Here is a 20,319-nt window from a genome sequence, read left to right on the forward strand (position 1 = left end):
CGAGCCGCAGAACATCGCGCCGATCGAACTCCGTCCTCTTGCGGCGCGGAACTCGCACCGCGCGACGTCGCGTCGCAACCAGCACGAGCGGCCCGGCTGTGCCCCGGACAGCCGGCCCTTCGCTCGAGTCCCGGGCCGACGCCACGAGGGAGGCAGAAGCGCTGCCGGCCGGCGATCTTGGTGGCGCGTAAGTCACCGCGACGCCATGAGGGTGGCAGGAACGGTTGCCTCCGCCCGCGCCCAGGGGTGACACTCCGGAACAGGCGGTTGGCGGACCCGGTGATCACCTCCAGGGCGTCCGGCAATCCTTTACGCCTGTGCTGCCAGCAGCTCCTCGGTGAGCTGGGAAAGGCGTTCGGCTGCCCCCGGATCGAGGGTGGGCAGCGACAGATCCAGGGAGCGGCCGCGATCGATTGCGCGGAGCGGCACCGCGGCCGGAGTATCGATGAAATCGTGGATCGGGTGAATCGCGGTGCGTACGGGCCGGGCGGCGAGCGCGGCGAGCGTTCTGATGACTGTCCTGGCGACCGGATTCAGTGGTGAGAGGTCGCCGCTGCGAGTGAATCCGGGGTGGTAGAGGACGTACCCGACCTTCCCGCCGCATTGTCCGGCGAACGAAACTCCCAACAGGTCGTTCGCCCGCCCGGCCTGCAACTGGGCGCGGACCACGCTGTAGTCCTGCGCGAGATGCGGATCTTCCCAGTTCACCGCCCCTTTCCGGACACCGACTCCGGCGATGTTCACGATCACCGGCTGTGCACTGCGCTCGAGCAGCGGAACCAACCCGTACGAGAGCAGATACCGGCTGAGGTAGTAGAGGGCGAAGGTGCGCTCGAATCCCTCCTCGGTCTGGATGCGCTGAGGTGAGGTGCGGTTCGCAAACAGCAGCAGCGCATCGACTACCTCGTACTCCGACGTTATTTCGGCGACGACTTTTCGCGTCGTCGCTACAGAACTCAGGTCGGCCCGCAGGAAACGCGCACGGTCCGAATCGGGTCCGGCGGCAGCCAGCAACGAATCACCCTTGGCCGGATTGCTGCCGATCGCCACGACCCGATCACCCCGGGCAAGCCGCTCCAGCGCGAACGCGCGCCCCATACCATCGGTACCACCACTGACAACAACGGTTTTCGTCATCGCACCTCCATCGGTCCACCTGTCGATCCCCATCCTCGACAACGGTTACCGACCCCGGAAGAAGGCACTTCTATGTTCCCCACCCCAGCGCAGGCCCCCTCCTTCGCCACGGCGGAACTCCCCGCGACCGTCCCCAGCGCCGACTATCAGGCCTGCCCGGTCACCGATATCGTCCGACTCCTCGGCGACAAATGGACCCTGCTGGTGATCGCCCGACTGGCCCGCCGCCCTTACCACTACAACGAACTACACCGTTCGATCGAGGACATCAGCCGCCGCATGCTGACCCGAACCCTGCGCACCCTCGAAGCCGACGGCCTCGTCGACCGGACGGCCTACCCGACCGTCCCACCAACGGTCCGATACAGCCTCACGCCCCTGGGCGAAACCCTCCTCGATCCCCTCTCGGCCATCGCCGGTTGGGCAGTGGATCATGCAGGCGATATCGCTGCCGCCAGACTGGCCCACACCGGAGCGGCCGCGCGGTGATACTGAACAGCAAAGGACAGGTCACGATCCCCTCGGCGCTACGCACCAAATTCAACCTTCACGAAGGAGACGACGTGGAGGTGATCGAGGTCGATGGCACACTTCGGATCGTCCGCAGCGATAACGCCCCCACCCGCGGCCGGCGCCTGGTCGATCGAATACGTGGCACCGCCGACAGCAAAGAGGTCGAAGGTATGAGTACCGACGAGATCATGGAATTGCTTCGCGGCGACCGACCTGAGCGATGAACCGCTGTCCGAGTTCCTGCCACACCGATTCGAAACCTGGAGTTACTGCTCGAACCTCGTCAGCTGCTCGGTGATTTTCGGCAGATCGAGCTGGCCTTGGGCAACGGCCAAGACGAACTGTTCGGCTTCGTCCACATCGAAGTTCCTGTCCAGCGGATGCCCGTTCATATGCAGGAACACCCATGTCGCGTACCAAGCCAGCCGCTTGTTCCCATCGATCATCGCGTGGTTCCGCGCAATCGACTCCATCAGTGCAGCGGCCTTCTGCCATAGATCCGGGTAGGCATCCTGGCCGAAAACGCTCGCTTGCGGACGCGCCAGCGCCGACTCCAACAGCCCATAGTCGCGTACCTCCGGTGTCCCGAGACGGTCGGCGAGATTCATCAACTCGACAAGCGTGAGGTACTTGATCAAGCGAGCCTCCGGTTCAGCTCTTCACTGGCCGCCAGCACATGATCTGCAGCCTCGTTGAACAAGCGCGAATGCTCGTTTATCGCGGTGATCACTGCGTCGTGCGCGAACTGTTGCATGCTCCTGCCCTCCCGCTCGGCCCGCTCTCGTAGGGCTTCCAGTTCCTCGTCGCTGAACCTGACATTCAAACCGGCCATACCGGACGGTACCACGTGGTACCACCAGATGCCACGACTGGTCGCGGCAGAAACACGCAGGTAGCGACCCGACAAGATGGCGACACCATCGAGTTCGCCGCCCGAGCACAAGACGAGGGGCTGCCGCATCCATGCGGCAACCCCTCGAGTCGTCCGAACTACGACGAACTACCCGCCTGGGAATGCTCGTCGGCGTCGCGTTCCTCGGTATACGCCTTCGCCCACTTGTAGTCGGGCTTACCGGCCGGGGACCGCTTGATCTCATCGACGAACCACAGGCTGCGGGGCATCTTGTAGGAGGAGATCTCCTGGGTCAGCACCGGACGCAGCTCCTCGAGGGTGGGTCGCTTGTCGCTGCGGCACTGCACCACGGCCGCCACCCGCTGGCCCCAGCGTTCGTCGGGAACACCGACCACCAGTACATCGAAGATCTCGGGGTGGCATTTCAGCGCGCCCTCGACCTCTTCGGGGTAGATCTTCTCGCCGCCGCTGTTGATGCTCACCGAGCCGCGGCCCAGCATCGTGACGCTGCCGTCTTCCTCGACCCGTGCGTAGTCGCCGGGAATCGAGTACCGGACGCCGTTGAACTCCTTGAACGTCGCCGCGGTCTTCACCGGGTCGTTGTAGTAGCCGACCGGGATATGCCCCTTACGGGCCAGCAGGCCGACCTGCCCGGAGCCGGGCGCCACCGGGTTGCCGTCGTCGTCGATCACGGCGGTGGAAGCGTCGATCTTCACACGCGGCCCACCGGTGTGGGTGGCGCCCTTGGCAGCGATGGAGATACCGCCGAACCCGGTCTCCGACGAGCCGATCGAATCGGTGATGACCGTATTCGGGAGCAGCTCGATATACCGGTCCTTGAGCGACGGGGAGAACAGCGCCGCGCTGCTGGCCATGGCCCACAGATTGGTGTGCTGGTAGGGCTCACCCTTCTCCGGATGGCCGGTCTCGAGCGCGTCCAGCATCGGCCGGGCCATGGCATCGCCGGTGATGAAGATCATGTTGATGCCGTGCGCGTCGACGGCCTGCCAGACGGTGTGCGCGTCGAACTCCGGGATCATGATGGTCTTGCCGCCGTCGAACAGACCGTGGAAGACGGCGGTCTGCGAACCACCGTGGATCAGCGGCGGGATCGGGTATCGCACCATCTGGCCGCCGGCCGCGCCGTTCTTGGCCTGCTGCCATTCGTCCTGCACGTATTCGCCGGTCATGAAGTTGATGCCGCCACCGAGCACGCGCCACCAGTCCTCGTGGCGCCACATGACGCCCTTCGGCATCCCGGTGGTGCCGCCGGTGTAGAGCATGAAGGTATCGTCGTTGGAGCGGTCGCCGAAATCGCGTTCGCCGGATGATTCCGCCAGGGCCGCTTCGTAATCCACCGAACCTTCGGCGGTGGCGGCGCCGGTGCCGTCGTCGACCACGAGCACGGTCTTCAACTGCTGCACCTTCGACCGGACATTGGTCACCTTGTCGGTGTAGCGGCGCTCGTGGATCAGCGCCACCATGTCCGAATTTTCGAAGATGTACTGCAACTCGTTCTCGACGTAGCGGAAGTTGACGTTGACCATCACTGCCCGCGCTTTGAAGACCGCCAGCATCGACTCGACGGCTTCGATGGTGTTGCGCGAGTAGATGCCGACCTTGTCGCCCGGCTGAACACCGTGTTCCAGCAGGTAGTGCGCCAGTCGGTTGGCACGGTCCTCCAGTTGGGCAAAGGTCTCCGAGCGGTGGTCGTCAGCCAGCGCAACCCGGTCCGGCACGAGATCGATTGTGTGTTCGACGAGGTCGGCTATGTTGTACGTCACAAGGTCAAAAATAGAACGTGTTACTGTTTCTTGCAAGGTCCGAGTAACAGGAGAAACAACGATGCCTCAATGCCTCGTCGAGAAGCGCGGCCACGTCCTCATCGTCACCATGAACCGCCCCGAGGCCCGTAACGCACTCTCGGGCGAAATGATGGCGATCATGCGCGACGCCTGGGATCAGGTGGACAACGATCCGGAGATCCGGGTCGCGATCCTGACCGGCGCCGGCGGCGCGTTCTGCGCGGGCGCCGACCTCAAGGGTATGACCCAGCAGCATCCCGGGGACTCGTTTGCCGGAGGCGGCTGGGATCTGTCCAAGATCGAGGCACTACTCAAGGGCCGCCGCCTCACGAAACCGCTCATCGCGGCTGTCGAGGGGGCTGCCATCGCCGGCGGTACCGAGATCCTGCAGGGCACCGATATCCGGGTCGCCGGTGAGAGCGCCAAGTTCGGCGTCTCCGAGGCGCGCTGGGGCCTGTTCCCGCTGGGCGGCTCCGCGGTCCGGCTGGTCCGTCAGGTCCCCTACACCGTCGCCGCCGATATTCTGCTCACCGGCCGGCATCTCAGCGCCGCGGAGGCCAAGGAGATCGGCCTCGTGGGCCATGTGGTGCCGGACGGCCAGGCGCTGGACAAGGCCCTCGAACTGGCCGACCTGATCGCCGCCAACGGACCGCTCGCGGTGCAGGCGATCCTGCAGACCATCCGCGATACCGAATGCATGCCCGAGGAGGAAGCGTTCCAGATCGACGCCAAGCTCGGTATGGCGGTCTTCCAGTCCGCGGACGCAAAGGAAGGCCCGAAGGCCTTCAAGGAGAAGCGCAAGCCCACCTTCAGCGGCAAGTGAGCTTCCAGGTTCACGCATAGCCACCGCCCTGTGCGGCTTCATGGCGGCGACCGCGTCAGCGTCCTGCTGGACGCCCTGGCCGTATCGGCGGGCGAGTTAGTCGAGTGAGCCGGGCGCCTCGAGCACCTGGTCCACCTGGGCCTGGCGGGATCGCGCAACCCTCCAGGTCGCAGAGCCCGCGGGGCTCCGCCCAAAACCAGCGAGGCTCCACAGGACCGAACCCGGAAAGGTGGTCCACGCAGACTGTGGTGCCGTGGTTGCGCGGGCCCGGAGGCACAGTCGCCGATTATGGACCCGGTAATACTTCTTCAGCCGGATCCTTTGTCGCCGCAGAGCCGAGACAGCAGAAATGTCCCGGTCGACAGCTGTCGACCGGGACATTCGCATAACGATGCGCTGTTATTCGGCGCCGGGGTAGTTCATGTAGAACGGCTCCCACTGGTGCCCGTCCGGATCCAGGAAGGTGCGGCCGTGCATCCCGACCTGCGCTTCCTGCGCCTGCTTATCGGTGTTGACCTCTTCGGTACCACCGGCGGCGACGGCCGCATCGGTGAGCCGGTCCACCTCGTCGGCGCTGCCGAGCGATAGTGCGTAAGCGGCTCCGGTGGCGGCCTTGGTGTCGGCGATCGGGCGCTTGCTGAACACCCCGAAGTGGTCGTGGGTGAGCAGCATCAGGCAGATATTGTCGTCGACCACGATGCAGGCGGCGTTCTCGTCGGTGAAATCGTCGTTCACCTTCCAGCCCAGCGATTCGTAGAAATTCTTGGAACGTGCCAGGTCGGTGACGGGCAGGTTCACGAAAATCATCTTGCTGCTCATGGTTTCGGTCCTCTCGAAGCGGTGGTCTGATCTCTGGCCGGCTTGTGGGTAGAGACGGCGGCCGCTTCGGAAACTCATCGGCGGCACCAAAAATCTATCCGCGGCGGCGGAAGTCCCAGATCGACGCCACAATCAACCCTTCATGGGTACTATAAAATGACAGTAGGTCTATCTACTTACTATTTATCGGAGGTTCGATGGCGAAGCGGGAGATTGCTCCGACTCGTGCGGCGACGGATGCGCTAGTGGTTCTCGGGACGCACATCCGGCTGGCCCGGCACGCGAACAACTGGACCGCAGCCGACCTCGCGGCGCGTATCGGCGTCGGACCCCGGACCGTCACCGCCATCGAGAAAGGCAGCCCCGGCACCGCCATCGGGACGGTTTTCAGCGCGGCGTCCGTCGTTGGAGTTTCGCTCTTCGGGGCAACCGATGATGAGCTGACCCGATTGCGTCGGCGGGGCGAGGAACGCGTCGCGCTGATCCCGGCCAGGGAATACCGGCCGCGAATGACAGGAGACGACGATGGCCTCGACTTCTGACCCGCATCGTGACGCCTACGTCTGGGTGTGGCTCCCGGGCCACACCGATCCGGTGGTCGCCGGCCGTGTGCAGCGTGACGGCAGCCGGTACCGCTTCGGATACGGGCGCAGCTACCTGAACCGGCAGGACGCCATCAGCCTGTACCCGCCCGAACTACCGTTGGTCAGCGGCTGGCAGGCACCGATCGGCAATATGCCGATAGCCTCCGTGCTCCGCGACAGTGGACCCGATTCGTGGGGCCAGCGAGTGATCCTGGAAAGGCTGCACGGCTATCGGGGCAGGGATGCCGACCCGGGCGAGCCGGACCAGATCACGTACTTCCTCGAATCCGGCTCCGACCGAATAGGCGGACTCGACTTCCAGGCGAGCCCGTCCACCTATGTCCCGCGCGGCACCACGGCCACGATCGATGAACTACATGCCGCCGCCGACGCGATACAGGAGGACCGGCCTATCGGGGAGGAGCTCGGGGCGGCGCTGGTGCGCGGGACCTCCATCGGCGGTGCACGGCCCAAAGCGCTGATCGATATCGACGGCGTCCCCGGCATTGCCAAATTCTCCTCGACGTCGGACCACTACCCTGTGGTAAATGCCGAAGCGCTGGCCTTCGAACTGGCTCGCCGGGTCGGCATCGACGCGCCGCGGTCGTTCGTCACTTCATCACTGGGCAAAGACGTGCTCGTGGTCGAACGGTTCGATCGTGGCCCCGAAGGCGAACGGCGCATCGTGGTCTCGGCGCTGACCATGCTGGGTCTCGACGAGATGGAAGCGCGATACGCCACCTACCCCGACCTGTTGGACGTGTTGCGCCGCGACGGCGCCGATCCGGATATCGGCCGAAAGCTTTTCGAACGCATAGTGTTCAACGTCGCCATCGGCAACAATGACGACCACGCACGCAACCACGCCGCGTTCTGGACCGGGCACGCCCTCGACCTCACCCCAGCCTACGATCTGTGCCCGCAACCGCGTTCTGGTGAGACTTCGGCGCAGGCCATGGCAGTCGGGCGGGATGGTCGGCGCGACAGTTCCTTCGCCGCGTGCCTGGAATGTTGCGCGGTCTATGGACTGTCCAAGGGCGAGGCCCGCACCATAATCGACAATCAGATCCACATCATCGAACGGGACTTCGCCGAGGTCGCCGACCTTGCCCGGCTGACGCGCGGCCAGCGGAACAGCCTGTGGCGCAGGCAGATACTCAATCCATTCGCCGGCTACGGCTACCGGTAGAGGCACGCCGACGCCGGTCGGCGTCGTCTCGGAGAGTTCGGTGAGGACGGCTTTTCCTTGCCCTTCCCACGGCACCTTGTCGGCTTCGACCTCAGCGGCGCCGCCTCCTCGGCGGGCGTCGATCTTCGAAAGAAGGGAAGACCGCGCTGTCCGCGTCCATAGGGGTGGACGCGGACACGGTGCGGGTGGTCCCCGGCACGTGATCCGCTCGGGAGAAGCAGCTCAGGCCCGGACGACCGGGCGCACCGCGACCGGAAGCGCGAGACCGGCAGTTTCGCGGCACAAACCCGCCGAACCGGGATACCGGCGGACAGCGCCTCGACGGATGTCGCACATGTGGCGGTTGTGCCTGCCGGGACTGCAGTGGCGCACCTGTGAACAGGCTTTTTCATCCTCTGTTCACGTGTCGGTGTGCTGTGCCACAGTGGCACCATGAGCGAGCAGACCGGCACGATCGACGCCGACGTACTGAGATCCTTCGAATCACATCGGCGTGAGCTCTGCGCCTACGCCTACCGCATGCTGGGTTCGTCCTTCGAGGCCGAGGACGCCGTCCAGGACGCCTTCACCCGCGCCTGGAAGTCCTACGACTCGTTCGAGGGCCGGTCCAGCCTGCGTTCCTGGCTGTACAAGATCACCACCAATATCTGCCTGGATATGCTCGACGGTCCGCAGCGCCGGGCCAGGCCGATGGATCTGTCCAGCCCCGGCACCCCTGATCATCCGCTCGGTCCGCCCAAACCCGATTACGTCTGGGTCGAACCCATCCCGAACTCGCTCGCCTTCGGGTCCGATCCGGCCGATCATGCCAGCGCCAAGGACAGCCTGCGCCTCGCCTTCGTCGCGGCCTGCCAGCACCTGCCCGCCACCCAGCGCGCCATCCTGATCATGCGCGAGGTCCTGCGTTTCTCGGCCAACGAAACCGCCGAGGCACTCACCATGAGCACCGCGTCGGTGAACAGTGCCCTGCAGCGCGCCCGCGCCACCATGAGCAAGGTCAAACCGGCCGAAACCGACAGCTACGACGAAACCGATACCGACCAGCGCAAACTGATCAACGATTTCGTCGCCGCCTTCGAGTCCTACGATATGGACGCGCTCACCGCGCTGCTGAAAACCGATGTGGCGCTGTCCATGCCGCCTTTCGATCTTTGGGTCTCCGGCCCGGAGAACGTGGCCGCCTTCATGCTCGGCACGGGCGCGGCCTGCCGCAATTCCCGGCTGGTCCCCCTGGGCGGCGCCAACGGCCACCCGGCTTTCGGCCATTACAAGCCGAGCGGCGAACCCGGCCGCTGGGTGCCGTGGTCGGTGACAGTGCTGGAAATGCAGGACGGCGTGATCGCGGGCCTGAACTTCTTCCTCGATACCGAACGGCTTTTCCCGCTGTTCGACCTGCCGCCGGAATGGACGGAGGAACCGACAAGCGAACCGGCGTGAGAATGCTGAGGTCGGAGGTATCGACCGTCGGCCTCAGCATAGCGACACCACGATGCAATCATTGCTAGCATTGATTGCATGGCAACGATCACTATCCGCGACCTCGACAGCGACGTCAAGGAACGGCTGCGCCGACGTGCAGCCGCACACGGGCGCAGCATGGAAGCAGAAGCCCGGGACATACTCGCCGCGGCAGTGCGTCCGAAACGGCTATTGCACGAGCTCTACGAACGCAGCCGGCCCTACGCCGCCGAGTTGGACATCCCGGATCAGCCCGAGGCCGGGTCGGTACAGCTGTGATCATCGCCGATACGAACGTGGTGTCCGAGCTCTTCAAACCCACTCCCGACGACCAAGTACTCACCTGGCTTGGGGAATCGGACGACGTCACGATCAGCACAGTGACCATCGGCGAGATCTGGGCAGGCATCGAGAATCTACCGGAAGGGGCGCGTAAGGCGGGCCTGGCCACATTGGCGACGGAACTGTTCGACGAATTCGGCGACGAGGTCGAAGCCTACGATTCCCGTGCGGCTCGTATCTACGGTCGAATTGTCGCCGAACGTCGTCGCCGAGGCCGGCCGATCGGATACGCGGATGCACAGATCGCCGCGATCTGCCTCGCCAACGACTGCCCGGTAGCGACCCGGAACGTCAAGGACTTCACCGATCTGGGCCTCGCCATCATCGACCCCTGGGAAACGACCGAAAAGCACTGAATCGGCACTCGATGTTCGATGTTCGGTACCGGCACGATCAGTGCGGTCCGGAACAGGTGACAGGCGCCTCGTCATCGGCGACAAGTTTGCGCAGAGCCACTTCTGTGTAGCGCAGGACAACTGCCGCGATCATTCCGGCAGATATGGGCTCAACTCGGTGGCTATGCGTTTCCCCTCGGCGCAGAGATCGCCTTTGGGCTCGTTCCCGCCGGGACCTACCGGTATCCGCGACCAGATCCACGCCATACCGTCCGGAATATCCACGGCGAAATAGCATCGCTCCTGGCGTTCCGGATCCAGTCTGTCCGCGAATTCTGCCGCCGGCCGGTCACCGACCGTAGTCGAGCCGACCGAACGATAATCCTGATATTTGGGGTCTTGCCGGAACGCGTCGACCGTGGCCGGGCCGAAGTAGACGGCTGCGTCGTACCATCCGGCGGTAGACTTCCACATGCATCCCTGCCAACCGGAGAACTCGACACCGAACGGCTCGGTCATCAGCGGCTTCGAATCCAGTCCGGCCTCGGTCAAGGCAGAATCCGGAACGTCGCAGGGGTGTTCGACGCTCGCAACCTCATCGACAGAACCACTCCCGCCCCCGCACGCTGCGCTCGCGGCCAGCACAACCCCGGCGATCGCCGTTCTAACGAGCGTTGTCTTCATACCAGCCATGTCCTCTGCGTCGGGTATTCGTCGAAGTCGTCGGGCCAGTCGCTCGGTCCGACGACGTTTTCTGTACGTTTGAGAACCGGTCGCGGTACCGGGGTTTCCGGGACCGGCGGCGCACCCCAGGCCCACGAGTACGAGGGCGAATTCTTCAATTCGGCGACCTCCGGCGGGACAGGACGCGCGATGTGCTCGATATCCGGCCACAAGCATTCACCTGCTGCCACACGTGCCGCGTAGCTTTTCAACTCTGCGGACGCATTCGGCATGGACGCCACAGCAGCCATGAGCCCCTCCGTCACCGGCACGGGCTCATTCCACAGATCCGCGAGATCCGTCCGTTCGACTCGCAGGCTCGCGGTTTCCAGCCGTTCGGCAGCCGCGAGAACACGACGGGCCATGCTCTCGACACCCTGGTCCAGGTTGGGATCATCGAACATCAGCGCCACCCCGGTCGCCTGTTACGAGACAGTTCCTGGTTGTCATACCGCGTTCTCCCACGGCGCGCGGCCCGACCCGACCTCATAGGCTTGGCCGGGGCGGTTCCTCGTATCCTCCGCGTGCGCGACCTTACTGACATCGTTGACCAGCGCCGCCCGCCGGGCGGCGTCGTCGATGCCACTGGTGACGGGCTCGAGTTTCTGAGCTACCCACTCTTTGCCTTTGCCGACAGGGTTGCCGAGCCACTCGAGGAACTCCTTCGCCCGATTCCGAACCTCTTCTATCTCGGTAATGATGGTCTGCACGAGGTCGACGATGTTCCAGATCTTTCTGGCCAGATCGGCGATCTCTATCGCGGTGCCGATACCAGGAATCTTCTTCACCAGCGCTTTGAAGATCTCTTTGGTACTGCGAAAATCGATGAACGATGCCACAAAATCTCGCAGCTTCTCGCAGGCACGCCGGACACCGTCACGGATCTTGTCCGCGATTATATTGAGGAGATCGGAAATTACCCGTCCTACAGGGCCTTCCCATTTCATTGCCGCGATCTGGTTGCCGGCCCATGTCTCGAAGGCAATGGCGGCCTTCCCGTCCCAGTGCGGTCCGGCCCGGCGCACCGCGTCTTCGAGATTCGCGCCACTACTTTCCATGGAGTTGCCGGCCACTTTGTAGGTTTCGCCGATCCGGCGCAACTCGTTCCAGTTCGCTTGAATTGGCGAGAGGACCATTTCGATGATGTTTACTTCACTTCCGGCCATCCTCGTGACGTTCTTTACCGCTTCGTTGACATCGCCGACCACGCCGGTGGTTTCCGCAATGAGATCCGCCAGCTCCGGCGGTGCGGCAGAAGGTGGGTCCAGTTGGATATCGTTCGGCTTGGGATACCCAACCGGGTCCGGATAGTCCTGCACCAGACCGGTGTTTTCGCGGTCGGCGTCCATCGCGACTGCCTCGCCGGTGATAAGGTTCGTCGTCGCCGCGTTGAGGGCTTCGTAGGTCTGGTTGTCCTGGCTGTGATACATCCACGCAGCCCGGTTCAACTCGTCACCGCTGTTTGCGGTGGTATTCCCGATACCCGCCATACGCGTTTTGAAGGAACCCGCCGCGAGCTCGAACGGCACGTTGAGCGGCTCGAGTATGGCCCCGCCGAGCCCGGCCGCGCCCACCGGACAGTGAGCGCCCACGAAATCGGATATCGCCTTGACGTCGGCCCCGATGGCATCGAGCGCATTGCCCAACCCGGCGATATGCGCCGGCTCCGCCACGAGCATCTCTGACATCTACCCCACCTTCTGTGCAATCACTATCAGCTGGTCCGTATCGAAGTCATAATCGTTTCGGCCTGCTTCTTGCTCAACGCTTCCGGTACATCAGTGCGCCGCTGCAGCACCAGTAACATCACCTCTGCCGAAGCCTTTGCCGGTGTTGCGATGACATCGAATTGCGCGGAGACCGGGTCACAGGGATTGTCCTGTACCGCACCGGTGATCGTCGCGGTGTACCGGATTGCCGGCATGCCACTGAGTTCGAGCTGCTCCGGACCACGAATTTCGACGTCGGGCTCAGTCCCCGAAGCATCGGCGAATATCGCCCCGGCTTTGCCGACCTCCGCGCGGGCTGCGGTATCGATATCGACTCCGTTACGGCCGGTCACTCCCACCCTCGCCAGGGCTGCCCCCTCGCTTTCCGGGCAAAACCCGTAGCCGTAATCGCTCACGGCACTGTACGCGGTGATCGATCGTCCGTCCCGCGACCAACTCACAGTCCGGTCGTTGGACGGACGCCAGCCGTTCCCGGCGGGGACCATATAGTCCAGCCCGTAACGGGTCGGGACCGGCTGCAGCCCTCCCTCAGGAGTTCCGGGCATCGGTGGCGGGAAGGCCATCGATGGAATGCCCGGCGGTAATGTCGCCTCCGGCGTCGGCGGCCCAACAGGTGGTGGCGGCAGCCAGGACGTCGCAGCCTCGCCGGCTTCTGACGCTTTCTCTGCGTAAGGGTTACCTACCCAGACAATGACAAGCATGACAACAGCGGCGGCCGCCATCCAGCCGGCAATCTTGACCAGCGGCGCGACCACCCCGGAGCGGAGCAAAGCGTCGAGAAAAGCACGCATGGTCGACTTACCGGCGTCGCTCTCGATGAACCCACAACCACCGCAAAACTTCCACCGCCCCCTCCTCACACGGACCGATCCTCGGTGCAGTCAACCACACACGAGACTCTGTGCGCAGCGCTGTCCAAAAGTACCGTCCAGACGGTACTCGGCAAATCAACCTACCCGCCACCGTTCTGGTCCGAGCACGTCGGTGCCGTTGGGCAGTCTCTGCTACGGGCCGATGCCCTGGTCCCGGGCGGGGCGTCGATAGAGTTGCCGAACGTAACTGCGATCGGGAGCCGTACCGCCGTATCGCCTACGCCCCGGCTGCACCGATCCGGCGGCGGCGGCCCCGCCACCACGAAGGCCGGCGGCGATGCCGCGTGCCTGTGCCGCAGGATCGGAACGAATCGCGATCGACACCGGCGTTCGGCCGTTCATGATTACTTCACCATCCCGCTCGACCAGGCGTCATAGAGCCGGAACCCATGGCCGCGGACGATTTCTCGGGTGTGGCGTGCACGCGGAGGGACAGGTGGTCGACTGCTGGACTTCCCGTTGTCGACTACGGCCGGTCGAATCGGCCGGAGCGGGTATTCGAGGTGAAGGCGTCCCAGGCCGCGGGAGTGAAGGACAAAGCCGGACCGCGGCGGTTCTTGGAATCGCGCACACCCACCACATCGCCCTCGATGAACGCCACCTCGACGCAATCCTGGCTGCCGCCGCTGTAGCTGCTCTTGAACCAGCGGGTTTCGGATCGATCGACGTTCATCTTGCGAACTCCCTTGCCTTCTCGCGTAGCAGTTGCCTGCTTTCCTGCTCACCCAACGCTACCCGCCACAGGCCCGCATGTGCGCCCCTATACCGGTCGATAAGTCGCAGGTCGTCGAAGTACATAGCTCCGGTGTACCCCTCGGCATAGACCACGGGTGGCGCGAAGGGACCGGCACCCGCAGGACCATCGAAGTCCAGGATTGTGAATGGCCCGGTCAGATCTCCCAACGGCACGCCTGCGCCGAACGGGAGGATTCGGATGCCGATATTCGCCCGCGTACCTATATCCGCCAAGTGTCGGAGCTGTGCTTCCATGATTCGACGGCTTCCGATCACCCTGTGCAGAACCGATTCATCCAGGATCACTTCGAACGGAACAGGATTGTTTTTCTTCGTCAGCATGATCTGGCGACGCCCGCGCAATTCGACCCGCCGAGCGATCTCACTGTCCGGTTCGGATGGGTGGGCAAGCCGGGTCAGCGTCCGTGCGTAATCCGAGGTCTGCAACAACCCTGGGACGAGCTCCTGGAACGAGGTCAGTTTTCGCGCGTCCGCTTCCAGGCCCATGTAGACGTCGAAGTTCAGCGGGATCAAGTCGCCGTACTGATGCCACCAGCTTTTGCTGTTGCCCTGTTGAGCAAGTCCTTTCAGCGCATCGATCGTTGTCTCATCGGCACCGCATACGCGGCAGATTGCTTCGATATCCCATAGCCGGATCCGTTCGGCTGCCCCGGTTTCCAGTCGTTGCACGGTGGTGGCGCCGCGTTCGATACGCCGCGCTACTTCCGCGATAGTGAGCCCGGCGCCCTGCCGTAGGTCCCGCAGATATCGCCCGATTTGGCGACGCGGAAGGGTCGACCCGATATCTGTCATGACAACCTACTTTCCCCTGAATCACGCCCTCGAATTTGTTCTGACCAGTCCGGTCGGATTCCCGCGCATCGCGCTGGAGCCAGCCGATACTCGCACCGATTACGACCAAAGCACAACTGCCCCACTGTGCATCGTTCCATTTGGATACGGCAGTTCCACCGTGGAACAGGTGGGCCGATGCGCGGTACACCGACCCGAGCCGATATCCACAAATGGCATCCGTTTTCTCTGGATGAGAGGGGTGCGGTTCGCGGACGAGCGTCCGACATCCGCCGGATCGTGTTCTCGGCCTTCGGATCACTTCGCTCGGATCATCCGCAGCACGGCCGGATTCGCCGGTGAATCCGCTCTAATGGGCCGGCGATAAAGCACGGCACCAACGAGAAGCGATCGACGAGCGGAGGCAATCATGCCGCGGATCCACACCGAACAATCCCAGACCGAGGCAGCCGCGCTACCGCAGCGCACGACACCGAGCCGCACGGCGACCAGGGCGGCGCGGCTGTGGCCAACGACCGAATGTGCCGACCTCGATGTTCTCGAGCGAGTTGCCCGCGGACTACGCGATCTCGACACCGGCAGCGCACCCGTGATCCGTACCCAATACGAAATCGACGGGGTCATCGCCCGATACCGCGCAACCCACCCCGAGGCGCGGCATGGCCGGTAACGGCTGCGAGCTGCATACCGAGCCGTGGGTCCCGCTGGTCGCGCTCACCATCACGCGACACGACCACAGTGAACTCATCGTCCGGTGCCCGGATTCGCTGTTCTGCCTGCGCGGCGCACTGGTCGCCGGTGGGCAGATCGCGCCGCATTTCCGTAATGTTGCCGGCCTGTGCCCATGGATCGGGGTGGGGGTTCGGCAGACCACGCCGCCGTGCGGTTGCGGACCGTTCATCACCACACGTCAACTACGCATCGTCACCCATCACGGTAGGACGCCGCGGGGGCCCATCGCCTCGATCGCCTGCCCCGGTGGATGCCGGGAGTTCGCCCCGATCCAGGCCGGCCAGATCGATCCGCACGGTCACCGGGCCTGCCCCTGGACCGGGATCCGAGTGGTCGAGAAGGGGCTGTATCCACCATTGCTGTGCGCCGAGGACTACCATTGAACACAGGTTGCGATCGAGCAACAGCGAGGGACGGATGCGTCCGGACAGCGCGCAGGACCTACGGCCGCAGGTGCCCTGAACACGCTCAGCGCGGTATCACCGTCAGCCTCAGATCAGTAAGCGGCTTCGTCCGCTTCTTCGCGGAGTGCGCGTTCGGCCTGTTCTATCCAGCCGGTGAACACGGCGGTGAAACTCTGCGCGGTCGCGGAGCGGAATTCGAGATGGGTGCGGTTTCGGTGTTCGAGGTAGCGGCCGTCGCCGGTGATATCGAACCATTGCAGGGCGCGGTACCGGTTGTGGGGTGCGTGGAAATTGCCGAGTCGCAGGATGGCGCGCCCGCCACCGTCGGCGGGGCGGCGGGCCAGTTGCGCGAATTTCCGGCGGGGGCTTCTCGGGTCGGTGTCGGCGAAATGTCCCTCGGCGGGTTTCACATCCGCCAGGTCGAAGGTGGCGGGCTTGTCGCGGCCGGGTTCGCAGGGCGGAAGGGCGGCGGCGAGGGCGGCGGGCAACTGGTCTGCGCGCAGCAACTGGGCCCGGATATCGCTGTCCTCGCCGCGGACAGCGGTCTGGCTCAGCACCACCGCGTGCGCGTAGGTTCGGGCGCCGACGACACGCAGATCCTTGCGAGTGTGGCCGTCGCCGCCCCGGTGTTTCACCGAACCGAACAGGATTTCGATCCGCATATCGCATTGCGTGAGGGTGTGCACGAGCAGGCCGATGCGCTCCCGCTCATCGATATCAGCACCGGCACGAACGGCCGCGCGGTGCGCCTCGAACCCGCCGACCGTGGGGAATCGGCTGCGGTAGCGCAGGGGTGCGGGCATCCGGTCGTTGCCCTCGTCGAACCAGTGCGCGGCAAAGGTGTCCGGTTCCCAGGTCCAGGCCATGCGGGTGAAATCCATTCCAGGAGAGCGTTCGCGGGCCGACGATCGGATGATCGCCGACCGAAGGACAGAAGTTTCAGCGGGCGGTATCGGATGGGTGTTGCGCAGCCGGGGAATGGTCATCTGCCGCAGCGCACCACCCGGCCGGTACCGCCCTGCAACGCGGCCCGACCGGCCCCGGCCGGGTGGTCGTCCGACCGCGCCAGGCGGTGCGGCGCGGTCAGTAACCCGGAGGTCGTTCGAGGGGCTGCGCGGAGGGGGCATCGGCGCCGAGCACACCGCCGGGCAGGCTCGGTGCCTCCTCCCCGAGGAGTTCGCGGGTGTTCTCCTCGTTGATCAGGTAATCCGGGGTCTGCCGGTCGCGATCGTCGTCACCGGAACCGCCGCGGGCCCCGCCAGGGGCGCCCATCATCGGCATACCGCCACGCCCGGCGGGCGCACCGGACGGTGCTTTGGCCCCGGCAGTGCCCGCCGGGACCCCGGCCGGTGCCGGCGAACCCTGCACGGTCTGGCCCGGTCCGGGCACACCCGGCCCCGGAGCCCCCGGGCCGGGAGTACCGGCCGGGCTTCCAGGGCCACCGGGGGCACTCGGCATCCCAGGGCTACCGGTCGTGCTCGGCACCGTGGATTGCGGTGTGGTACCGGCAGGTTCGGTGGATGCCGGCTGTGTATCTCCCGGGCCGGTTTCTTCCCCGGCCGGTTGCTGTGCGCCGGGCTGTTCTTCGCCGGGCTGGTCCGCACCGGGGAGTTCCTGCCCCGGTGCGCCCGACCCAGTCGAATCGTCCGAGGGGCCTGCCGGGCTTCCGCCGGTGCTGGTGTTCCCCGGGACTCCGGGATCACCCGAGCCGGGCTGCTCCACCGCCGCCGGGTCCTTTGGCAGCGGCAATGCCGGGATCTGGGAGTCCGCCGCCACCACACCGCTTCGGTAATGGGTGACGAACTGTTCACGAGCCTTCTCGTCGGCCTTACCCACGTCACCTTCGTGGTCGTCGAACCAGTCTCCGGGGTTCCACCAGCTCTGCGGATCGTCCACCACCGGCGGAAGGTTGCGCTGGGTGTTCAATACCGCGTTCGCCGCATCGTCGACCCGGTTCGCCAATCCCTGCAGGGCCGGAGTCAAGTTCGTGGCGTCGGTCGCGTAATCGTCGATCGCCTTCCGCGCGGACTCTGCCGCCGGGCCCTCCCACGCCGACTGGCTCGAACGCCGGATCCGGGCCGCGAACGTGGTGATGCCTTCTTCCCAGCCCGACGCGAGCGCCGCGTAGTCATCGCTGGCGGCGGAGGCCTCCGTCGGGATCATGGTGTCGAAAACCTGTTTGATCTCCACATGCGAATAGGCCGCCGGATTATCCTCCGCGTCCTGCCCTCGGATCCTCGACTGCTCGTAGCCGACGTCACTCACTGCTTCCCCTGAAATCCCTGCGGCGCGGACGCCATCACCTCGTTGTAGCGGGACGCGAACTCGCTATCGGTGTCCAGATAGCGTTGCGCGATCACCCGATGCAGCTCCTGGATACCGTCGATGATCTCGTAATGACGCTGCAGAATGGCGTGCGCGCTGTTGCCCGAATCGTCCCCCTTAGCTTTGTCGCGAAAACGCTTAACCAAGACCTTGCCCGATCTGATCCAGCTCGCCGGGGCCTCACCCAGACCCCATATCTCACGGCCTGAGATCCCTTCGGCGATGCGCTGGAGCTCGCCTATCTTGTCCTTCATCGCCTGGCAGTCTCGGTCCAGATAGACGAACTCCTCCGCGTTGAGCCGGACATCCGCACTGAACGACACCGACAACTGGCCCTCATTGGCCGCGTCGATGTGATTCTGGAAGGGACGCTTACCCTCATCCGCCATAGCCCACCCCTGAACGAGCGATCATATATGTCACTACACTCCCCTATGCGTCTGCCGGAACCAGCGGAAGCACCTTCTCCGCCAAACGAATCGCGATATCACACGGATCCTGATTCCCGGTCAAGCGCCGAGATGATGGATTGTCTACTCGGAATTCGAGGCTTCCCCCCACCAATTCCGCATTCAACCCGCACGCCTCCGGCCCCGTGGATTGGGTGATAACAACCGTTCGACCATCCACCACCTCTTCCCGCGCACCCGCCACACCCTTGTCCCGAACCATATCGATTGTCAGGTTCGTCGCACTGATGCTGGTGGAGTAACCGTCGGATACCACCCACCCGCAACCGCTCCACGCGATATCACCGCGCCGCATCTCATCCTTGGACGTAGAGCTATTCGTCGAATGCAGGTTTTCCGTATCGAGAATTTCCTGCGGGATGTCTACACAGGGGTCGAACTTTTCCGGTACCTGCGGCGCCACCGGCTGCCCGGCCGCCGACGTATCCGGCTCCGCAGACCCATCTGTGGAGCCCCCACACCCCGCCGCCAGAACGACACTCGCCCCCACCAGCACGGCGTACCCCGACCTTCGCCAGTTGCCCACTTTGCTCCCTGCACCGATCCGGAACGTCTCCCGCAAGACCGGACCGGCTCCTCCGCCCCCGCGAGCTTGCAGCGACGGTATCGGACGTTTGTCCACCACCGCAACCAGAACCGGAACCGAGGCCTGAGCCACACTGCACCGGTTCGGGATCGTTCCATTTGGATACGATAGTTCCACGGTGGAACAGCTGGGTCTACGAGACGGACGCCGAACCGATCCGATATCCACAAATGGCATCCGTGTTCTCTGGATGAGAGGGGTGCAATTCACGGACGAGCGTCCGACGTCCGCTGGATCGTGTTCTCGGCCTTCGAATCGATTCGATCGGATCATCCACAGCAGGACCGGATTGGCCACTGGATCCGCTCTACTGGGCCCGCGATAGAGCAGCGCCCCAACGAGAAGCGATCGACGCAACCATGCCGGGGACCCACACCGAGCAGTCCGAGACCTGGGCATCCGCGCTACCGCGGCGAACCACACCCAGCCGCCGAACGAAAGAGGCAGCGTCCCGACTTTGGCAGGCGGCCGAATGCTACGACCTCGGCGTGCTCGAACGAGTGGCGCGAAGCCTGCGCGACCTCGACACCGGGCGCGGATACCAGCCCCGGACCGAGCACGAAATCGACGGAGTCATCCCCCGATAGCGCGCGAACCATCCCGGGGCGCAGCGTGACCGTTGATACCTGCGACCTGCACACCGAGCCGTGGGTCCCGCTGGCCGCGCTGGACATTGCCCGGCATGACGAGGAAGAGCTCATCATCCGATGCCCGGAATCGCTGTTCTGCTTACGTGGCGCCCAGGTGATCGGTGGTCGGATCGCACCACATTTCCGCAACGTCGCCGGCCTGTGCCCCTGGATCGAGGTCGGGGTCCGGGACACCGCGCCGCCGTGCGGTTGCGAACCGTTCATCACCACAAGACAACTGCGGGTCGTCATTCATCACGGCGGCAGACCGTGGGTACCGATCGCATCGATCGTTTGTCCTGGTGGATGCCCGGAGTTCGCGCCGGTCCGAGCCGGCCGCATCGGCCCCGCGCGGTAACCGGATCTGCCCGTGGAACGGTATTCGGGTGGTCGAGAAGGGGCTGTATCCGCCAGTGTTGTGCGCCGAGGACTACCGATGAAT

At 64.5% G+C, this 20,319-nt stretch carries 26 protein-coding genes; 11 read left to right on the forward strand and 15 right to left on the reverse strand.

Going from position 1 to position 20,319, the window contains the following annotated elements; all coding sequences use genetic code 11:
• Positions 1–309: 309 nt before the first annotated feature.
• Entirely contained in the window at positions 310–1,137 is an 828-nt protein-coding gene (locus ACFWPH_RS11160) for an SDR family NAD(P)-dependent oxidoreductase (protein WP_378749881.1), read from the reverse strand.
• A 72-nt stretch (positions 1,138–1,209) separates the two neighbouring features.
• On the opposite strand from ACFWPH_RS11160, the gene ACFWPH_RS11165 reads away from it, so the two are divergent.
• Positions 1,210–1,626, forward strand: coding sequence for a winged helix-turn-helix transcriptional regulator (locus tag ACFWPH_RS11165; RefSeq protein ID WP_378749883.1), 417 nt, complete (start codon positions 1,210–1,212; stop codon positions 1,624–1,626).
• Positions 1,623–1,874, forward strand: coding sequence for an AbrB/MazE/SpoVT family DNA-binding domain-containing protein (locus ACFWPH_RS11170; protein WP_378749885.1), 252 nt, complete (start codon positions 1,623–1,625; stop codon positions 1,872–1,874). Before ACFWPH_RS11165 ends, ACFWPH_RS11170 begins: the two co-directional genes overlap by 4 nt.
• Before the next feature lie 42 nt (positions 1,875–1,916).
• Here the strand turns inward: ACFWPH_RS11170 and ACFWPH_RS11175 are convergent, their stop codons facing one another.
• The 3 genes from ACFWPH_RS11175 to ACFWPH_RS11185 are packed head-to-tail and all read right to left on the reverse strand — an operon-like array spanning position 1,917 to position 4,287.
• Positions 1,917–2,258: a type II toxin-antitoxin system death-on-curing family toxin gene (locus ACFWPH_RS11175; RefSeq protein ID WP_378750650.1), complete on the reverse strand. Its 342-nt coding sequence runs from the start codon at positions 2,256–2,258 to the stop codon at positions 1,917–1,919.
• Positions 2,259–2,284: 26 nt separating this feature from the next.
• Positions 2,285–2,611, reverse strand: coding sequence for a hypothetical protein (locus ACFWPH_RS11180; RefSeq protein ID WP_378749887.1), 327 nt, complete (start codon positions 2,609–2,611; stop codon positions 2,285–2,287).
• Between the two features lie 29 nt (positions 2,612–2,640).
• Positions 2,641–4,287 (reverse strand): acyl-CoA synthetase, encoded by a 1,647-nt coding sequence (locus ACFWPH_RS11185; protein WP_378749889.1) that lies wholly within the window; start codon positions 4,285–4,287, stop codon positions 2,641–2,643.
• A gap of 61 nt (positions 4,288–4,348) precedes the next feature.
• On the opposite strand from ACFWPH_RS11185, the gene ACFWPH_RS11190 reads away from it, so the two are divergent.
• Positions 4,349–5,131 (forward strand): crotonase/enoyl-CoA hydratase family protein, encoded by a 783-nt coding sequence (locus tag ACFWPH_RS11190; RefSeq protein WP_280414535.1) that lies wholly within the window; start codon positions 4,349–4,351, stop codon positions 5,129–5,131.
• A 399-nt stretch (positions 5,132–5,530) separates the two neighbouring features.
• Here ACFWPH_RS11190 and ACFWPH_RS11195 read toward each other — a convergent pair whose 3' ends face one another.
• Positions 5,531–5,950, reverse strand: coding sequence for a VOC family protein (locus ACFWPH_RS11195; protein WP_378749891.1), 420 nt, complete (start codon positions 5,948–5,950; stop codon positions 5,531–5,533).
• Positions 5,951–6,147: 197 nt separating this feature from the next.
• On the opposite strand from ACFWPH_RS11195, the gene ACFWPH_RS11200 reads away from it, so the two are divergent.
• The 5 genes from ACFWPH_RS11200 (at position 6,148) to ACFWPH_RS11220 (ending at position 9,879) form a co-directional block, all read left to right on the forward strand.
• Complete coding sequence (locus ACFWPH_RS11200; RefSeq protein WP_378749893.1) at positions 6,148–6,492, forward strand: helix-turn-helix domain-containing protein; 345 nt, start codon at positions 6,148–6,150, stop codon at positions 6,490–6,492.
• The gene (locus ACFWPH_RS11205) at positions 6,476–7,723 is read left to right on the forward strand and encodes a type II toxin-antitoxin system HipA family toxin (protein ID WP_378749895.1); all 1,248 of its coding nucleotides are present in this window, start codon (positions 6,476–6,478) and stop codon (positions 7,721–7,723) included. The genes ACFWPH_RS11200 and ACFWPH_RS11205 overlap by 17 nt, the downstream gene beginning before the upstream one ends.
• Positions 7,724–8,155: 432 nt before the next feature.
• Positions 8,156–9,160 carry a sigma-70 family RNA polymerase sigma factor gene (locus ACFWPH_RS11210; protein WP_378749897.1) on the forward strand — a complete coding sequence of 335 codons (1,005 nt, stop codon included), beginning with the start codon at positions 8,156–8,158 and terminating at the stop codon, positions 9,158–9,160.
• A gap of 78 nt (positions 9,161–9,238) precedes the next feature.
• Positions 9,239–9,460, forward strand: coding sequence for an Arc family DNA-binding protein (locus ACFWPH_RS11215; protein WP_378749899.1), 222 nt, complete (start codon positions 9,239–9,241; stop codon positions 9,458–9,460).
• Positions 9,457–9,879, forward strand: a complete 423-nt coding sequence (locus ACFWPH_RS11220) for a type II toxin-antitoxin system VapC family toxin (protein WP_378749901.1) — start codon at positions 9,457–9,459, stop codon at positions 9,877–9,879. Before ACFWPH_RS11215 ends, ACFWPH_RS11220 begins: the two co-directional genes overlap by 4 nt.
• Before the next feature lie 129 nt (positions 9,880–10,008).
• Here ACFWPH_RS11220 and ACFWPH_RS11225 read toward each other — a convergent pair whose 3' ends face one another.
• The 6 genes from ACFWPH_RS11225 to ACFWPH_RS11250 all read right to left on the reverse strand — a co-directional run bounded on the left by ACFWPH_RS11225 (position 10,009) and on the right by ACFWPH_RS11250 (position 14,731).
• Positions 10,009–10,542, reverse strand: a complete 534-nt coding sequence (locus tag ACFWPH_RS11225; protein ID WP_378749903.1) for a DUF3558 domain-containing protein — start codon at positions 10,540–10,542, stop codon at positions 10,009–10,011.
• A complete protein-coding gene (locus tag ACFWPH_RS11230; protein WP_378749905.1) occupies positions 10,539–10,985 on the reverse strand; it encodes a hypothetical protein in 447 nt (148 codons plus the stop codon). Before ACFWPH_RS11230 ends, ACFWPH_RS11225 begins: the two co-directional genes overlap by 4 nt.
• A gap of 42 nt (positions 10,986–11,027) precedes the next feature.
• Positions 11,028–12,269 (reverse strand): hypothetical protein, encoded by a 1,242-nt coding sequence (locus ACFWPH_RS11235; protein ID WP_378749907.1) that lies wholly within the window; start codon positions 12,267–12,269, stop codon positions 11,028–11,030.
• A gap of 26 nt (positions 12,270–12,295) precedes the next feature.
• Complete coding sequence (locus ACFWPH_RS11240; protein WP_378749909.1) at positions 12,296–13,102, reverse strand: hypothetical protein; 807 nt, start codon at positions 13,100–13,102, stop codon at positions 12,296–12,298.
• A 547-nt stretch (positions 13,103–13,649) separates the two neighbouring features.
• Complete coding sequence (locus ACFWPH_RS11245) at positions 13,650–13,856, reverse strand: DUF397 domain-containing protein (protein ID WP_378749911.1); 207 nt, start codon at positions 13,854–13,856, stop codon at positions 13,650–13,652.
• Positions 13,853–14,731: a helix-turn-helix domain-containing protein gene (locus tag ACFWPH_RS11250; protein WP_378749913.1), complete on the reverse strand. Its 879-nt coding sequence runs from the start codon at positions 14,729–14,731 to the stop codon at positions 13,853–13,855. The genes ACFWPH_RS11245 and ACFWPH_RS11250 overlap by 4 nt, the downstream gene beginning before the upstream one ends.
• 409 nt (positions 14,732–15,140) lie before the next feature.
• Here ACFWPH_RS11250 and ACFWPH_RS11255 point away from each other — a divergent pair, with 409 nt between their 5' ends.
• Together ACFWPH_RS11255 and ACFWPH_RS11260 are read left to right on the forward strand one after the other, a co-directional pair.
• Positions 15,141–15,401, forward strand: coding sequence for a hypothetical protein (locus ACFWPH_RS11255; protein WP_378749915.1), 261 nt, complete (start codon positions 15,141–15,143; stop codon positions 15,399–15,401).
• Positions 15,391–15,846, forward strand: coding sequence for a hypothetical protein (locus tag ACFWPH_RS11260; protein ID WP_378749917.1), 456 nt, complete (start codon positions 15,391–15,393; stop codon positions 15,844–15,846). The genes ACFWPH_RS11255 and ACFWPH_RS11260 overlap by 11 nt, the downstream gene beginning before the upstream one ends.
• A 113-nt stretch (positions 15,847–15,959) precedes the next feature.
• Here ACFWPH_RS11260 and ACFWPH_RS11265 read toward each other — a convergent pair whose 3' ends face one another.
• From ACFWPH_RS11265 to ACFWPH_RS11280, 4 genes are all read right to left on the reverse strand, one after another.
• Positions 15,960–16,748: an ESX secretion-associated protein EspG gene (locus ACFWPH_RS11265; RefSeq protein WP_378749919.1), complete on the reverse strand. Its 789-nt coding sequence runs from the start codon at positions 16,746–16,748 to the stop codon at positions 15,960–15,962.
• Between the two features lie 202 nt (positions 16,749–16,950).
• Positions 16,951–18,132 carry a hypothetical protein gene (locus ACFWPH_RS11270; RefSeq protein ID WP_378749921.1) on the reverse strand — a complete coding sequence of 394 codons (1,182 nt, stop codon included), beginning with the start codon at positions 18,130–18,132 and terminating at the stop codon, positions 16,951–16,953.
• Positions 18,129–18,581, reverse strand: a complete 453-nt coding sequence (locus ACFWPH_RS11275; protein ID WP_378749923.1) for a hypothetical protein — start codon at positions 18,579–18,581, stop codon at positions 18,129–18,131. The genes ACFWPH_RS11270 and ACFWPH_RS11275 overlap by 4 nt, the downstream gene beginning before the upstream one ends.
• A 43-nt stretch (positions 18,582–18,624) precedes the next feature.
• Positions 18,625–19,224 carry a DUF3558 domain-containing protein gene (locus ACFWPH_RS11280; protein ID WP_378749925.1) on the reverse strand — a complete coding sequence of 200 codons (600 nt, stop codon included), beginning with the start codon at positions 19,222–19,224 and terminating at the stop codon, positions 18,625–18,627.
• Between the two features lie 636 nt (positions 19,225–19,860).
• Between ACFWPH_RS11280 and ACFWPH_RS11285 the strand changes: the two genes are divergently transcribed.
• The gene (locus ACFWPH_RS11285; RefSeq protein ID WP_378749927.1) at positions 19,861–20,235 is read left to right on the forward strand and encodes a hypothetical protein; all 375 of its coding nucleotides are present in this window, start codon (positions 19,861–19,863) and stop codon (positions 20,233–20,235) included.
• Positions 20,236–20,319 lie beyond the last annotated feature (84 nt).

The sequence above is a fragment of the Nocardia sp. NPDC058499 genome, assembly GCF_042719915.1.
Taxonomy (GTDB): Bacteria; Actinomycetota; Actinomycetes; order Mycobacteriales; family Mycobacteriaceae; genus Nocardia.

What these genes read in the sequence shown, in the direction of transcription:
- ACFWPH_RS11160 (WP_378749881.1), bottom strand. Translation starts at nt 1,137, where the DNA reads ATGACGAAAACCGTTGTTGTCAGTGGTGGTACCGATGGTATGGGGCGC.
- ACFWPH_RS11165 (WP_378749883.1), top strand. Translation starts at nt 1,210, where the DNA reads ATGTTCCCCACCCCAGCGCAGGCCCCCTCCTTCGCCACGGCGGAACTC.
- ACFWPH_RS11175 (WP_378750650.1), bottom strand. Translation starts at nt 2,258, where the DNA reads ATGAATCTCGCCGACCGTCTCGGGACACCGGAGGTACGCGACTATGGG.
- ACFWPH_RS11180 (WP_378749887.1), bottom strand. Translation starts at nt 2,611, where the DNA reads ATGCGGCAGCCCCTCGTCTTGTGCTCGGGCGGCGAACTCGATGGTGTC.
- ACFWPH_RS11190 (WP_280414535.1), top strand. Translation starts at nt 4,349, where the DNA reads ATGCCTCAATGCCTCGTCGAGAAGCGCGGCCACGTCCTCATCGTCACC.
- ACFWPH_RS11195 (WP_378749891.1), bottom strand. Translation starts at nt 5,950, where the DNA reads ATGAGCAGCAAGATGATTTTCGTGAACCTGCCCGTCACCGACCTGGCA.
- ACFWPH_RS11200 (WP_378749893.1), top strand. Translation starts at nt 6,148, where the DNA reads ATGGCGAAGCGGGAGATTGCTCCGACTCGTGCGGCGACGGATGCGCTA.
- ACFWPH_RS11205 (WP_378749895.1), top strand. Translation starts at nt 6,476, where the DNA reads ATGGCCTCGACTTCTGACCCGCATCGTGACGCCTACGTCTGGGTGTGG.
- ACFWPH_RS11210 (WP_378749897.1), top strand. Translation starts at nt 8,156, where the DNA reads ATGAGCGAGCAGACCGGCACGATCGACGCCGACGTACTGAGATCCTTC.
- ACFWPH_RS11215 (WP_378749899.1), top strand. Translation starts at nt 9,239, where the DNA reads ATGGCAACGATCACTATCCGCGACCTCGACAGCGACGTCAAGGAACGG.
- ACFWPH_RS11225 (WP_378749903.1), bottom strand. Translation starts at nt 10,542, where the DNA reads ATGAAGACAACGCTCGTTAGAACGGCGATCGCCGGGGTTGTGCTGGCC.
- ACFWPH_RS11230 (WP_378749905.1), bottom strand. Translation starts at nt 10,985, where the DNA reads ATGTTCGATGATCCCAACCTGGACCAGGGTGTCGAGAGCATGGCCCGT.
- ACFWPH_RS11235 (WP_378749907.1), bottom strand. Translation starts at nt 12,269, where the DNA reads ATGTCAGAGATGCTCGTGGCGGAGCCGGCGCATATCGCCGGGTTGGGC.
- ACFWPH_RS11240 (WP_378749909.1), bottom strand. Translation starts at nt 13,102, where the DNA reads ATGCGTGCTTTTCTCGACGCTTTGCTCCGCTCCGGGGTGGTCGCGCCG.
- ACFWPH_RS11245 (WP_378749911.1), bottom strand. Translation starts at nt 13,856, where the DNA reads ATGAACGTCGATCGATCCGAAACCCGCTGGTTCAAGAGCAGCTACAGC.
- ACFWPH_RS11250 (WP_378749913.1), bottom strand. Translation starts at nt 14,731, where the DNA reads ATGACAGATATCGGGTCGACCCTTCCGCGTCGCCAAATCGGGCGATAT.
- ACFWPH_RS11255 (WP_378749915.1), top strand. Translation starts at nt 15,141, where the DNA reads ATGCCGCGGATCCACACCGAACAATCCCAGACCGAGGCAGCCGCGCTA.
- ACFWPH_RS11260 (WP_378749917.1), top strand. Translation starts at nt 15,391, where the DNA reads ATGGCCGGTAACGGCTGCGAGCTGCATACCGAGCCGTGGGTCCCGCTG.
- ACFWPH_RS11265 (WP_378749919.1), bottom strand. Translation starts at nt 16,748, where the DNA reads ATGGATTTCACCCGCATGGCCTGGACCTGGGAACCGGACACCTTTGCC.
- ACFWPH_RS11275 (WP_378749923.1), bottom strand. Translation starts at nt 18,581, where the DNA reads ATGGCGGATGAGGGTAAGCGTCCCTTCCAGAATCACATCGACGCGGCC.